The organism is Pseudomonas sp. RIT-562 (assembly GCF_026241895.1).
Classification (GTDB): Bacteria; Pseudomonadota; Gammaproteobacteria; order Pseudomonadales; family Pseudomonadaceae; genus Aquipseudomonas; species Aquipseudomonas mandelii_F.
On the sequence record NZ_JAPJIV010000003.1, the window covers coordinates 133313 to 147721 of the forward strand.

Here is a 14409-nt window from a genome sequence, read left to right on the forward strand (position 1 = left end):
CTTGCCAAGCCATACCAGCCGTGGCCCGCAGCCATGTACGCGCAGGTTATCCACAGGTGGGCCCACAGTTTCCGGGGGCAAGTAAAAAAGCTGCAAGCCGCTGTGTACAAGGCTTTGCGGGCAGGTTGAAAAGTTTTTTGCTTGACCCTCACAAGCTGGCGTTGTAGCCCAAGGCATTTTGCACGATTGGCCCCCGCACCAGACGATGGCTCCAAGCCAGTAACTACGGCCCTCAGCGGGGTCTTTCCAGAGTTTAACCACAGACTTATCCACAGGCTGTGGAGCCCAGCTTACGGCCTGTTTGATGACCAACAAACTTGTTGACAAAGCCGCATGGCAGACCACAGAAAACACCTGGTCAAAAAACAACCACCACCGTGGACGCCTTTAAAACAGGGGCTCTCCGCGAGGTACTACCATGTTATTCACAGCCAGCTCCACAGCAAACGGGGACAAGTCAAATCCGTGACAAAACAACTATTTGCAGCGGCTTTATGTCGCGGTTTCAGAGCTCGTGAATATTGTTTTCCACAATTTCGAAAAAGCCCGAGTTGAGACGTAAAAAAGCCCCGGCGATTGCTCGTCGGGGCTGTTGATATCTTGGCAGCGAATCAATGTCCGCCCAGATAAGCGTTACGCACCTCCTCATTCACCAGCAACTCCTTGCCAGTGCCCGTGAGGCGTATTTCTCCGTTGACCATCACATAGGCGCGGTCGGACAGCTTCAACGCATGGTTGGCGTTCTGCTCCACCAGGAAAATGGTCATGCCGGTGCTCGCCAACTCGCGCAAGGTCGAGAAAATCTGCTTCACCACAATCGGCGCCAGCCCCAAGCTCGGCTCATCGAGCAGCAGGAGTTTTGGCCGGCTCATCAGCGCACGGGCAATGGCGAGCATCTGCTGTTCGCCACCGGACATGGTCATGGCTCGCTGGGTGCGGCGCTCCTTGAGCCGGGGAAACAGCTCGAACATGCGCTGCATGTCCTCAGTGGCGTACTTGTCACCGATCGGGATGGTACCCATCAGCAGGTTTTCCTCGACGGTCATGTCGGGGAACACTCGCCGGCCTTCCGGCGACTGCGCGATGCCGTGGGACGCAATGTAATGGGACGACTTGTGAGTGATGTCGACTCCCTGATAGATGATTTGCCCGTCAGCCGCGCGCGGCTGGCCGAAGATCGACATCAGCAGGGTCGACTTGCCAGCGCCGTTGGAACCAATGAGGCTGACGGTTTCACCTTCGTTAATGTGCAGCGAGACTTTCTTCAGGGCCTGGATCGGCCCGTAGAACACGTCCAGCTCCTTTAATTCGAGGATCGGTTGACTCATACCAACTCCTCTTCATCAGCGCCCAGGTAGGCCGCAATCACCTTCGGATCGTTGCGAATTGCATCCGGCCCACCTTCGGCAATGACGATGCCGTGGTCCAGCACCACAATGTGGTCGGAAATGCTCATTACCATGCCCATGTCGTGTTCGATCAGCACCACGGTCAGATCATGCTCGTCACGCAGCAGCCGGATCATTGCGCTCAGCGCTTCGGTTTCTTGAGGGTTGAGGCCAGCGGCCGGTTCGTCGAGGCAGATGATCTGCGGCCGCGTGCACATGGCCCGGGCGATTTCCAGACGGCGCTGCTGGCCGTAGGACAACTCGCCGGCCAGGCGGTTGGCGCAATCCACCAGATCCACGACTTCCAGCCAGTAGAACGCATGATCCAGGGCGTCACTTTCAGCCTTGCGATAGCCCTTGGTGTTCAGGATGCCGGCCAGCATGTTGCGATTGACCCACATGTGCTGGGCCACCAGCAGGTTTTCCAGCACCGACATTTCCTTGAACAGGCGAATGTTCTGGAATGTCCGCGCCAGCCCGGCACGGTTTACCAGGTGGGTGCCACCGAACATCTTGTAGTACATGCGACTGAGGAAAGATTTCGGCGAAACGAAATCGGTGGGTTTGAAAGACTCCCCAAGCAGCTGGATGACGTTGGTGTGCTCGCCGCGCACGTTGAGTTCGATTTTGCCGCCAGACGCCTTGTAGAAGCCGGTGAGGCAGTTGAACACCGTGGTCTTGCCCGCGCCATTGGGGCCGATCAGGGCGAAGATCGAGTTGCGGTGCACTTTCAGGCTGACATCGCTCAACGCCTTGATGCCGCCAAAGTGCATCATCAGTTTTTCGACCGATAGGACGACTTCGCTCATGGCGCTACTCCTTTACGCGGGGTCACACCGGTACGGCTGATGCGAATCAGGCCGCGCGGTCGCCAGATCATCATCAACACCATCAGAATGCCGAACAGCAGCACCCGGTACTCTGCGAAACCACGCAGCAACTCCGGTGCAACCGTGAGCACGAAGGCCGCAATCACCACACCAATGGTCGAGCCCATGCCACCCAACACCACGATGGCCAGAATCAGCGCCGATTCGAAGAAGGTGAACGAGGTCGGGTTGACGAAACCCTGGTAAGTGGCGAAGAACACCCCGGCCAGACCTGCAGTCGACGCACCAATCGTGAAGGCCGAGAGCTTGACCAGCACGTGGTTCAGGCCCATGGAGCGACAGGCGATTTCATCTTCGCGCAAGGCTTCCCAGGCGCGGCCCACTGGCATCTTGACCAGGCGATGCTTGATGTACAGCACAGCCAGGACCACCAGGAACAACACCGCGTAGATGAAGTAGTACTTCACGTCCGGGTTATAGGCGATGCCGAAAAACTCGTGGAAAGGCACCCCGCCATCTTTAGCGCGTTTGCCGAACTCCAGCCCGAAGAACGTTGGCAGCGGTGCCGGCATGCCGTTCGGTCCGCCGGTCAGCGACAGCCAGTTGTTGAGGACCAGCCGGATGATTTCACCGAAACCCAGGGTCACGATCGCCAGGTAGTCGCCGTGCAGGCGCAATACCGGGAAACCCAGGATGCAACCCGCCAGCCCCGCCACGATCGCCGCCAGCGGTAACACCGTCCAGAAGCCCAGGCCGAGGTATTGGTAACCGAGGGCCAGGCCGTAGGCGCCAATGGCGTAGAACGCCACGTAACCCAGGTCGAGCAAGCCGGCCAGGCCGACCACAATGTTCAATCCAAGGCCGAGCAGCACATAGATCAGGCCGAGGATGACCACGCCCAGCAGATAGGAGTTGGAAAAGAACGGGAAGACCACGGCAATCACAATCAACAGCGGGATAATCCAGCGCAACCGGGATTTGTAATCTGGCGGCAGCACATGCACGCCGGAGCCGGTACTTTCGAAACCCTCGAGAATCTTCAGGCCTTTCGGAGTCTGCAGGAACAGGCTCAGGGCAAATCGCCCCGCCATGACGATCGCGACGATCCATGCCACGCGAGTCGTTTCCAGGTTGAAGCCGTAGCCGTCGAGGACCACGCCGACAATCGGACCGAACACAATCAGGGCTACTAGACCTGCAAGGATCGCGTCAACCAGGCTTCTTTTTAGATCAATGGTTTTTTTAGTGGTTGAAGACATCGCTTACACCTTCGACACAAGAGGACGGCCAAGCAGGCCTTGGGGCCGAAAGACCAGAACGAGAACGAGCAGCGAGAAGCTGAAGACGTCTTTGTAGTCCGAGTTGACCAGGCCCGAGAACAGCGACTCGGAGATGCCGAGAATGATCCCGCCGAGCATCGCTCCTGGAAGCGAGCCGATACCGCCGAGCACCGCTGCGGTGAACGCCTTGATCCCGATGATGAAGCCGGCATAGAAGTCGAATGTGCCGTAGTTCATGGTGATCAGCACGCCGGCCAGGGCCGCCATGGCTGCACCGATGATGAACACGTAGGAAATCACCCGGTCGGTGTTGATCCCGAGGATTGAGGCCATCTTGCGGTCTTGCTGGGTCGCGCGGCACATGCGGCCGAGCTTGGTGTACTTGATGATGTAGGTCAGCAGCGCCATCCCGGCAAACGCCGCGACCAGAATGAACACTTTGGTGTAGGTCAGCTGCACAAAACCGGTGCCGACCTCGACACGCCAGGCTCCGGTAAGCAGGGTTGGCACGCCCTGTTGCTTCGCGCCCTGGGCGATCTGTGCATAGTTTTGCAGGATCAGGGAGATGCCGATGGCGCTGATCAGCGGTGCCAGTCGGGTGGAGTTGCGCAGGGGTTTATAGGCGACTCGCTCGATGACCCAGCCATACACCGCCGTAACGATGATGGTGAAGATCAGTGTGCCGAGCATCAGCAGCGGGAAGGATTCAATACCGAAGTATGCCAGCAGAGCCAGACTGATCGCCGCGAGGTAAGCGGAGATCATGTAAACCTCGCCGTGGGCGAAGTTGATCATGCCAATGATGCCATAGACCATTGTGTAGCCGATGGCGATCAGGCCATAGACCGACCCGAGGGTCAGGCCGTTGACCAGTTGCTGCAGGAAAATACCATCCATAACGCAATCTCACGCAGTGAGAACCTGCACACCAGCGGTGCGCGGCTCTTCTAAGGAAAATACAGATATACGTCGGAGCAATGTCAGTCAGGATCAGGCTGCCACCACCGCCCCTGTAGGAGCTGGCTTGCCAGCGATAGCGGTATCTCAGCTAACAGTGATGTTGACTGATACACCGCCTTCGCGGGCAAGCCCGCTCCTACAGGGGAACTGTGGATTCAGCTGATCAAGTCAGCCCTTACTTCTGTTTTTCCAGCTGGTGGTATTTGCCATCCTTGTCCCACTGGTAAACCACGTAGTCGGAGACTTTCAGGTCGCCCTTGCTGTCCCAGGTCTTCTCACCCATGACAGTCTTGACCGGGTTCTTCTTCAGCCACTCAGCCGCTTTTTCGCCGCTGTTGGACTTGGCGCCATTAAAAGCTGCCGCCAGGGTCTGAACCGAAGCGTAGGCGTACAGGGTGTAGCCTTCTGGCTCGGTGCCAGCCTTGCGGAACGCATCCACGACAGCCTTGCTGTCTGGCAGCAGGCGCGGGTCAGCGCCGAAGGTCATCAGCACGCCATCAACGAATTGCGGACCGCCAGCGGTGGTTACCAGCTCGTCGGTAACGATGCCGTCGTCGGACATGAACTTGACGTCTTTCAGGCCTTGCTCACGCAGCTGACGGACCAGAGGACCGGCTTCCGGGTGCAGACCACCGAAGTAGACGACATCGGCGCCAGCGCCACGGATTTTGGTAACGATAGTGCTGAAGTCTTTTTCGCCACGGGTCAGGCCTTCATACAGCACCGGCGTTACGCCGCGCTTGACCAGTTGCGCCTTGGTGGCATCAGCCAGGCCTTGGCCGTAGGTGTCCTTGTCGTGCAGCACGACAACCTTTTTGCCCTTGAGCACGTCGACGATGTAATCGCCAGCGACGATGCCCTGCTGGTCGTCACGCCCGCACATACGGAACATGGCGCTCAGCCCACGTTCGGTGACCTGTGGGTTGGTGGAACCTGGAGTGATTGCGATGATGCCCGCTTCGTCATAGATCTCGGAGGCCGGGATGGTCGACGAGGAGCAGAAGTGACCGACCACGCCTGCCACTTTCTGGTTGGTCAGGTCCTTGGCGACCGTCACAGCCTGTTTCGGTTCGCAGGCGTCATCGCCCTTCACCAGTACGATTTTTTCCCCGTTGACGCCGCCCGCTGCGTTGACTGCGTCGGCCGCTGCCTGCGCACCCTTCATGTACTGCTCGCCAAATGCCGCGTTGGCGCCAGTCATGGGACCTGCCACACCGATTTTCACATCAGCCTGTGCAAACGCAGAAACACCCAACGCAGCTGCCACTGCGAGGGCCAGAAAGCCTTTCTTGTAAAACGTCTGGGACATGAGGTGGTGCTCCAAGGTTTTTTTTAGTTGGCACTGCGACTTCACTGAATGCTCAGAGCAAGGGCCGTGCCATCGGTTTTTTATTCTTGAAAAAGTCGCTGAGTTATTGTTATTCCGACTGTTTTGAGCCCGTCTTCATTGGGCGTGCAACCGTCTAAACCGCCAAAGGTAAAACCACAAAATGCTGAAGGCGCAACCCGCGCGCGCCATCATTGCAACCGCGGCGCCAAACGACGTGCAACCAGCCTGTAACATCGTGCGTCACCGAAGTGCACACCGCTGGTGCGGGACTGCTACAACCCGCACCATTACAGGCTAGTCGCTGCTCGAAAAAGCGCCGCTTTTCAGTAACATCTTTCAACAATCAAATGACGATCCGCAAGCACTGGCCTGCGTGATACAGCGAGAAACCCGCCTCATACAGGCAGCTGCGCAACCCCACGCCGGCCAGGGGCTGCATGGGTGCGAACGGAATCGGCAGGGCTTGAGGATTTCCGTTACACAAATAGTCGGCAAAGGCTTTGCCGACCACTGTTCCCGTAGTAACGCCGCGCCCGTTGTAGCCGGTGACTGCCACTATTCCGGGCGCCGGCTCAAACAGGCGCATCAGGTGATCCGGGGTGAAGGCAATGCAGCCAGTCCAGGTGCATTCCCACTCCACCGGCTTGAGATACGGAAAATAGTGCTGCTGAACACGATCCGCCCAGGCCTTGAGAAACCACACCGGCTTCTGATTGCCGTTGCCGAGGCTGCCGAGCAGCAGGCGCCCGTCCTTGTCGCGACGGATGCTGCTGAGCACCTGCCGGGTGTCCCAGGACCCCTGGCCACCGGGCAGGATTTGCTGCGCGGCCTCTTCAGTCAGCGGCACCGATGCCACCTGGTAGTAATAACCCGGGAAGAAATTACGTCGCAGCTCGGTCCAGTCGCCCTCGGTGTAGGCGTTGGAGGCGATGACCACTTGCTCGGCCAACACCGAACCCTGCGCAGTTTGCACCGACCACTTCTGGCCCTGACGTTCCAATCGAGTAACCGGCGAGTGATCGAACAGCTGACCGCCCAGGTCGCTGGCCGCCTTGGCTAGGCCGCTGGTGTAGGCCATCGGATTGATTGTGCCGGCACGCCGATCCAGCAGCGCGGCGGCAATTTTCCGGGTGCCGGTGGCTTGCTCGCAGGCCTGGCCGGTCAACAACTCGACCGGCGCGCCGCGACGCTTCCATTGTTCTTCACGACTGCGCAGATCCGCTTCGCCACGGGCGTTATGCGCCATGTGCAGCGTACCTTCGCGGCGCAACTGACAGTCGATGTTGTATTTGTCGACCAGGCTGAACACCAATGACGGCGCGGCACCCAGCATGCGATTGAGCTGACTGCCAACCGCCTCGCCGAACCCGGCCTCGATCTCGTCGGGAGGAATCCACATGCCGGCGTTGACCAGGCCAACGTTACGCCCAGAACCGCCATGCCCGGCCCGATGTGCTTCGAGCACACAGACCGATTTGCCCTGTTCCAGCAAATGCACCGCCGCCGACAGGCCGGTGAAACCTGCACCTATCACGCAGACATCGGCCTTCACTTCGCCCTTGAGCGATCTATTGTCGGGCCGTTGCGGCGTCAGTTTTTCCCACAGACATTCTTCGCGTAGCGGCATTGCCAGACTCCAACAGAAACCTAACCAACACACATTTTCATTCCACTGTAGGAGCGAGCCTGCTCGCGATAGCGTCGGCACATCCAGCAACCATGTGTCTGAAAAGGCGCTATCGCGAGCAGGCTCGCTCCTACAGGAGGGAGATCACAGCAAGACCACGTATTAGTCGAAGGTAATCCCCTGAGCCAACGGCAACTCCAGCGAATAGTTCACGGTATTGGTTTGGCGACGCATGTAACCGCGCCACGCATCCGAACCCGACTCGCGTCCACCACCCGTTTCTTTCTCGCCACCAAACGCGCCACCGATTTCCGCGCCGCTCGGGCCGATGTTGACGTTGGCGATCCCACAATCGCTGCCCACAGCCGACATGAACTGCTCCGCTTCGCGCACATCAGTGGTGAAGATGCAGGACGACAGGCCTTGAGGCACTGCGTTGTTCAGGCGCAAGGCCTCATTAAAATCCTGGTAGCCGACCACGTAGAGAATCGGCGCGAAGGTTTCGCTGCACACTACATCGCTCTGCTCTGGCATCTCAACGATCGCCGGCTGCACGTAATAGGCATTCGGGTATTGGTCTTCCAACTGGCGCTTGCCACCGAAGACCCGGCCACCCTCGCTCAAGGCTTGCTCGAGTGCGTCCTGCATGTTTTCGAAGCTGTGCTTGTCAATTAGCGGGCCGATCAGATTGCCTTCGAGCGGATTGCCGATTCGCACTTTTGAGTAAGCCGCTTTCAGGCGGGTGACGATCTCTTCTTTCACCGATTCATGGGCAATCAGGCGACGCAACGTGGTGCAACGCTGACCGGCAGTGCCGACCGCACTGAACAGGATCGCGCGCACGGCCATGTCCAGATCGGCACTCGGGCCGAGGATCATCGCGTTGTTGCCGCCCAGTTCGAGAATGCTGCGGGCAAAGCGCGCGGCGATTTTCGGCGCCACTTCACGGCCCATGCGAGTACTGCCGGTGGCGCTGACCAACGCCACACGCGGGTCATCCACCAAGGCTTCACCCGCATCGCGACCGCCAATGATCACCTGGCTCAGGTGTGGCGGAGCATCGCTGAAGTTCTTCAGCACCCGATCAAACAGCGCCTGGCAGGCCAGGGCGGTCAGCGGAGTTTTCTCCGACGGCTTCCAGATCACCGGGTTCCCGCACACCAGCGCCAGGGTGGTGTTCCAGGCCCAGACGGCAACCGGGAAGTTGAAGGCGCTGATCACCCCGACCACGCCCAGCGGATGCCAGGTTTCACGCATGTGGTGGCCTGGGCGCTCGGAAGCAATGGTCAGGCCATACAGCTGGCGGGACAAACCGACAGCGAAGTCGCAGATATCGATCATTTCCTGAACTTCACCCAGGCCTTCCTGAGTGATCTTGCCAGCTTCCCACGAGACGAGCTCGCCGAGATCGGCCTTGTATTCGCGAAGGATATCGCCCAGTTGGCGCACCAGCTCGCCACGACGTGGCGCCGGAACCTTGCGCCACAACTCGAAAGCATGATCTGCACGACTGATGTGCTGCTCGACTTCAGCAGCGCCTTCCCAGTTCACGGCAGCGATCTGGCTGCCATCGATCGGTGAATGCACCGGCACTTTGCCGTTCTGGTACAGGGCCGGGTTTACACCAAGACGATCAAGCAATGCGGCAACCATGGGTCACTCCTCAAGCAAAAGACAGAACGTGTGCAGCCGGAGAATCACGGCTGATCAGACCTGTAGTTTTAGCTTTCCGGAGGTTACTCAACAAACGACCTTTAAGAGAGATATCATTCCGTTTATTCATGCTGTGCATTGCTGGCAATAAAGAGACAAGAAGAAAGGATCGCCCATGCTGAACAAACGCTACCTGCCGTCGATCACCGCGTTGCAGTGTTTCGAGGCCGTCACCCGGCATTTGAGCTTCACCCGGGCCGCCGAAGAGCTGAACCTGACCCAAAGCGCCGTCAGCAAACAGGTGGCGCAACTTGAAGAATTGCTGCAGCACCTGCTGTTTCGCCGGGTACGTCGACGCCTGCAAATGACTCCGGCCGGCGATTTGTACCTCGTGGAAGTACGAAAAATCCTCACCCAGGTAGAGATGTCGACCCATTACCTGCGCTCCTACGGTGGCGAGACCGAAGTCCTGCGCGTCTCGACTCCACCGACCTTTGGCGCCCGCTGGCTGGTGCCGCGCCTTAAAGGCTGGCGCCTGCGCCATCCGTCGATCCATCTGGACCTGTGCAGCGAGCAGGAAGCCGATGACTTACTGCAAGGTCGCAGCGACCTGGCGTTCTACTTTGGCCAAGGGTCACGCCCAGGCACCGAATGCCTGAAGCTGTTCAGCGAAGAACTGGTTCCGGTCTGCGCTCCGGGGAGCCTTCCGGCCACGCCGTTCACCGACCCGACCCAGCTCGCCGACCTGGTCCTGCTGCAAAACGCCTCCCGGCCGCAGGCCTGGCATGACTGGTTCGACAGCCAGGGCTTCCACACCGAACACAGCTACCACGGGCCGCGCTTCGAAACCTTCTACATGTGCATCCGCGCTGCACAGGTCGGCTGTGGCGTGGCGTTGCTGCCAAGATTTCTGGTGGAAGAGGAATTGGCCGACGGCAAACTGGTCATACCCTGGCAGCATGCAATGCCCAGCACCGACGCCTATTACCTGGCCTACCCGGAACATTCGGCGGATGTGCCGAAGGTGCGGGATTTTGTGAAATGGATGCTGGAGCAGATTGATAATCCTGATGCATCGCAACTTTAATGCCTCACATCTCCCCCTGTGGGAGCGGGCTTGCTCGCGAAGGCGGCCGTCCAGTCACTACCGATGCTGTCTGACACACCGCCTTCGCGTGCAAGCCCGCTCCCACAGGGGGCAGCTGCGGTCCAGAAATCGCTGGCGTTTTCTGCCGCCAATATGCGCCACTACCTGTATTCCAAGTGGAGAACCCCGTTATGAGCGACAGCGTGTTTGCCGATCGCATCGTGCAGAACCTGCTCGACACCGACTTCTACAAACTGACGATGATGCAGGCGGTGCTGCACAACTACCCGAATGTGGAAGTGGAATGGGAGTTTCGTTGCCGTAACAGCGAGGATCTGCGGCCGTATTTGGCAGAGATCCGTTTCCAGATCGAACGCCTCGCCGAGCTCAGCCTCACTGCCGACCAGCTGGGTTTCATGGAGCGCATCAGCTTTATGAAGCCGGATTTCCTGCGCTTCCTCGGGCTGTTTCGTTTCAACCTGCGCTACGTTCACACCGGTATCGAGAACGGCGAGCTGTTTATCCGCCTGCGTGGGCCTTGGCTGCATGTGATTTTGTTCGAAGTGCCGCTGCTGTCGATCGTCAGCGAAGTGCGCAACCGCTATCGGTACCGGGAAGTCGTCCTGGAGCAGGCGCGCGAGCAGCTTTATCGCAAGTTTGATTGGCTGACGGCCAATGCCGGGGCCGATGAATTGTCTGAGTTGCAGGTAGCCGATTTCGGCACCCGCCGCAGGTTTTCTTACCGGGTGCAGGAGGAAGTGGTGAACGTGCTCAAGCACGACTTCCCCGGGCGCTTCGTCGGCACCAGTAATGTGCACCTGTCTCGGGAGCTGGACATGAAGCCCTTGGGCACCATGGCTCACGAATGGATCATGGCGCACCAGCAACTGGGTCCGCGCCTGATCGACAGCCAGATTGCCGCTCTCGATTGCTGGGTCCGCGAGTATCGCGGCCTGCTTGGCATTGCGCTGACCGACTGCATTACCACCGATGCCTTCCTGAATGATTTTGACCTGTATTTCGCCAAGCTTTTCGATGGCCTGCGCCACGATTCCGGAGATCCGATCATCTGGGCGGAAAAAGCCATCGCTCACTATCACAAGCTGGGCATCGACCCGATGAGCAAGACCCTGGTGTTCTCCGACAGCCTGACGCTGCCCAAGTCCCTGGAGATATTTCGGGCGCTGCGCGGCCGGATCAATGTCAGCTTTGGCATCGGCACCAATTTGACCTGCGATATTCCAGGGGTTGAACCGATGAGCATCGTGCTTAAAATGGCCGCCTGTAACGGTCAGCCCGTGGCGAAGATTTCCGACGAGCCCGGCAAGACCCACTGTAAAGATCCAAACTTCGTTGCTTACTTGCGACACGTTTTCAAAGTTCCTGCCGCCCTTTCCAGCACATCAAGCAAGGAGTGAATTCATGCAAGCCGTACAGCGTGAGATTGCTGAGCAGCTCAAGGTTCAACCGCCGTTCGCCGATGATGCCGCCCTTGAGGCGGAAGTCGCCCGGCGCGTCACGTTCATCCAGGATTGCCTGGTCAATTCCGGGCTCAAGAGCCTGGTACTGGGGATCAGCGGCGGCGTCGACTCCCTCACCGCCGGACTGCTGGCCCAGCGTGCCATGCGCGAATTGCGTACTCGCACCGGCGACGACAGCTACAAGTTCATTGCCGTGCGCCTGCCTTATGAAACCCAGTTCGATGAACACGATGCCCAGGCGTCAGTGGACTTCATCGAGCCAGACGAGCGCCATACCGTGAACATCGGCCCGGCCGTCAAGGCACTGGCCAACCAGGTCGCGGCGTTCGAAGGCAAGCATGCAGTGTCGGTGGACTTCGTACTGGGCAACACCAAGGCGCGCATGCGCATGGTCGCCCAGTACACCATCGCGGGTGCAGCCCAGGGCTTGGTGATCGGTACCGACCACGCGGCAGAAGCGGTGATGGGTTTCTTCACCAAGTTCGGCGACGGCGCCTGCGATCTGGCGCCATTGAGCGGCCTGGTGAAAAACCAGGTGCGCAGCATCGCTCGTAGCTTTGGTGCGCCGGAATCGCTGGTTGAGAAGATTCCCACTGCCGACCTTGAAGACTTGTCTCCAGGCAAGCCGGACGAGGCTTCCCATGGGGTGACGTACGCCGAGATTGATGCGTTTTTGCATGGCAAGGCGGTGCGTGAGGAAGCGTTCAAGATTATTTGTGAGACGTACAGGAAGACTCATCACAAGCGTGTGATGCCGTTTGCCCCTTAAATCGGCTGCAGCCTGAACTGCCGCCATCGCGGGCAAGCCTTGCTCCCACAGGGATTGTGGGAGCGGGCTTGCTCGCGAAGAACGCTGACGCGGTCAATCGCCAGGCACAAAAAAAGCGTCCGCAATGGACGCTTTTTTCTCTAAACCGATTCGCTTACTTCAGCGTAACCGTGCCTTTCATCATCGAAATGTGGCCCGGGAACGAGCAGAAGAAGCCGTATTTCTCAGCCGCGTCCAGTTTCGACACATCAAAAGTCACCGAGTCGGTTTCCTTGGCGCCGATGACCTTGGTGTGGGCGATGATGCGCGCGTCGCCGTCTTTCAGGTAGTTCTTGTCGATGCCGGCAGCCAGGCCGTCGGTGGCGATTGGCTGCATGTCAGCTTCTTTGCTCAGCACCCAGTTATGGCCCATGACGTTCTTCGGCAAGCTGCCAGAGTGGGTCAGCTCGACGGTGAAGGTTTTGCAGCTCTTGTCGATTTCGATGGCCTTGGTGTTGAAGGTCATCTGGTCGGTGGAGTCGATGGTGGTCTTGCACTCGGCAGCCATCAGTTGGCTGCTGGCCAGTGTCAGCAGGGATACCGCAACAAGTTTGGCAAACATGGTGAATCTCCAAGGCAGGGTTAACAAATATGCGAATGGACAGAAGACTGCCTGAAAACTGCGCAAGTTCCTATGACCTGAATCAAAAATTGTATACAACTTTCGGGCTATGACACCGATCGAAACAATCTACCAGCCAGATGTCTGGCCCGGCCCTATCATCTGCTCATCGTCATCCACCTGGAGTCCCGTCATGACCCTCAATAGCCTGTTGTGCAGCCTGCTTGCCGCGTATGCCTGTGGTGCCAGCGGCCGTTACGAAACAGCTGCCCGCGACCTTTAACCCTTGGTTCACTGACGCCATGCCTTTACCCTGTGGTCATCATGACCCTGGAGCGAAGCATGTCATTAGCATCCGTTTGTGTTTTCTGTGGCGCCAGCACTGGCAGTAATCCGGCTTATCGTGAAGCGGCTATTGCCCTTGGGCGGGCGCTGGCCGAACGCAAGCTGACCCTGGTCTACGGCGGTGGTGCCGTGGGTTTGATGGGCATAGTCGCGGATGCCGCCCTGGCAGCCGGCGGGGAAGTCATTGGCATCATCCCGCAAAGTCTCAAGGACAAGGAAATCGGCCACAGCGGCCTGACCCGCCTCGAAGTGGTCGATGGCATGCATGCGCGCAAGGCGCGGATGGCCGAGCTGAGCGATGCCTTTATCGCGCTGCCAGGCGGCCTGGGCACTCTTGAAGAACTGTTCGAAGTCTGGACCTGGGGTCAGCTGGGGTATCACGGAAAACCCCTCGGCCTGCTCGAAGTGAACGGTTTCTATAGTAAATTGACTGGTTTTCTTGATCATATCGTCGGCGAAGGCTTCGTTCGCGAAGCGCACCGTGACATGCTGCAAACGAGCGAATCGCCGCAAACCCTGCTCGACGCACTGGATGCCTGGCAACCGGTGGTCACGCCAAAATGGGCCGAGCAAAAACCCAGCTAACGGCTCGGCACCGATACAGGGCAGAATATGCGCCGCTCAACCTCACCTTCGACCCCAGAGGATCGCCCATGGCTAAACCTAATTATTCCTTCGCCAAACGTCAGAGAGACTTGGCCAAGGAGCAGAAGAAAGAGGAAAAGCTTCAGCGCAAGAAAGCTACAGCTGAAGAAGAAGCAGCAGCACTGAACCCCGATGCTGAAGGTGAAGTGGCCACAGACGAAACCGCAGCACCGAAAGATCAGGCGCCCGACGCCTGAGACCCTCAGGGCCGGATGATCTGATCAGGCCCACCGGATCTGTGTCCAGGGTTGGCAGCCGCGCTGCTGACCCTCACCGACCACCTTGAACTCCCCCGCCTAAAGAACGCACACAGAACCCTGTAGGAGTGAGCCTGCTCGCGATAGCGGTGGCACATTCAACATGTACTTTTCTGAAAAACCGCTATCGCGAGCAGGCTCACTCCTACCAGGGGA

13 protein-coding genes are annotated in these 14409 nt (G+C 58.6%); 5 read left to right on the top strand and 8 right to left on the bottom strand.

Translation table 11 applies throughout. The features are described from left to right. Window positions 1-611 precede the first annotated feature (611 nt). The 7 genes from ORL50_RS05530 to amaB form a co-directional block, all read right to left on the bottom strand. Window positions 612-1328: an ABC transporter ATP-binding protein gene (locus ORL50_RS05530; RefSeq protein WP_247293542.1), complete on the bottom strand. Its 717-nt coding sequence runs from the start codon at window positions 1326-1328 to the stop codon at window positions 612-614. After that, window positions 1325-2197, bottom strand: a complete 873-nt coding sequence (locus ORL50_RS05535; RefSeq protein WP_266010883.1) for an ATP-binding cassette domain-containing protein — start codon at window positions 2195-2197, stop codon at window positions 1325-1327. Before ORL50_RS05535 ends, ORL50_RS05530 begins: the two co-directional genes overlap by 4 nt. Next, the gene (livM, locus tag ORL50_RS05540) at window positions 2194-3477 is read right to left on the bottom strand and encodes a high-affinity branched-chain amino acid ABC transporter permease LivM (RefSeq protein WP_266010885.1); all 1284 of its coding nucleotides are present in this window, start codon (window positions 3475-3477) and stop codon (window positions 2194-2196) included. The genes ORL50_RS05535 and livM overlap by 4 nt, the downstream gene beginning before the upstream one ends. 3 nt (window positions 3478-3480) lie before the next feature. Further along, window positions 3481-4395: an ABC transporter permease subunit gene (locus ORL50_RS05545; RefSeq protein ID WP_045058937.1), complete on the bottom strand. Its 915-nt coding sequence runs from the start codon at window positions 4393-4395 to the stop codon at window positions 3481-3483. 238 nt (window positions 4396-4633) lie between these two features. Then, window positions 4634-5767, bottom strand: coding sequence for a branched-chain amino acid ABC transporter substrate-binding protein (locus ORL50_RS05550; RefSeq protein WP_122841575.1), 1134 nt, complete (start codon window positions 5765-5767; stop codon window positions 4634-4636). Window positions 5768-6131: 364 nt separating this feature from the next. Next, window positions 6132-7415, bottom strand: coding sequence for an L-pipecolate oxidase (amaA, locus tag ORL50_RS05555; protein WP_266010889.1), 1284 nt, complete (start codon window positions 7413-7415; stop codon window positions 6132-6134). Between the two features lie 162 nt (window positions 7416-7577). Further along, complete coding sequence (amaB, locus tag ORL50_RS05560; RefSeq protein ID WP_266010891.1) at window positions 7578-9068, bottom strand: L-piperidine-6-carboxylate dehydrogenase; 1491 nt, start codon at window positions 9066-9068, stop codon at window positions 7578-7580. Between the two features lie 175 nt (window positions 9069-9243). Between amaB and ORL50_RS05565 the strand changes: the two genes are divergently transcribed. The 3 genes from ORL50_RS05565 to nadE all read left to right on the top strand — a co-directional run bounded on the left by ORL50_RS05565 (window position 9244) and on the right by nadE (window position 12405). Further along, window positions 9244-10155, top strand: a complete 912-nt coding sequence (locus ORL50_RS05565; protein ID WP_266010893.1) for a LysR family transcriptional regulator — start codon at window positions 9244-9246, stop codon at window positions 10153-10155. A gap of 191 nt (window positions 10156-10346) precedes the next feature. Further along, a complete protein-coding gene (gene pncB / locus ORL50_RS05570; protein WP_266010895.1) occupies window positions 10347-11573 on the top strand; it encodes a nicotinate phosphoribosyltransferase in 1227 nt (408 codons plus the stop codon). 4 nt (window positions 11574-11577) lie between these two features. Further along, complete coding sequence (gene nadE / locus ORL50_RS05575; RefSeq protein ID WP_266010897.1) at window positions 11578-12405, top strand: NAD(+) synthase; 828 nt, start codon at window positions 11578-11580, stop codon at window positions 12403-12405. A 154-nt stretch (window positions 12406-12559) separates the two neighbouring features. On the opposite strand, the gene azu is transcribed toward nadE, so the two are convergent. Continuing rightward, window positions 12560-13006 (bottom strand): azurin, encoded by a 447-nt coding sequence (gene azu / locus ORL50_RS05580; protein ID WP_266010899.1) that lies wholly within the window; start codon window positions 13004-13006, stop codon window positions 12560-12562. Window positions 13007-13348: 342 nt separating this feature from the next. Here azu and ORL50_RS05585 point away from each other — a divergent pair, with 342 nt between their 5' ends. Continuing rightward, window positions 13349-13936 (top strand): cytokinin riboside 5'-monophosphate phosphoribohydrolase, encoded by a 588-nt coding sequence (locus ORL50_RS05585; protein WP_266010901.1) that lies wholly within the window; start codon window positions 13349-13351, stop codon window positions 13934-13936. Window positions 13937-14004: 68 nt separating this feature from the next. Next, entirely contained in the window at window positions 14005-14193 is a 189-nt protein-coding gene (locus ORL50_RS05590; RefSeq protein ID WP_045061821.1) for a hypothetical protein, read from the top strand. Window positions 14194-14409: the final 216 nt, after the last annotated feature.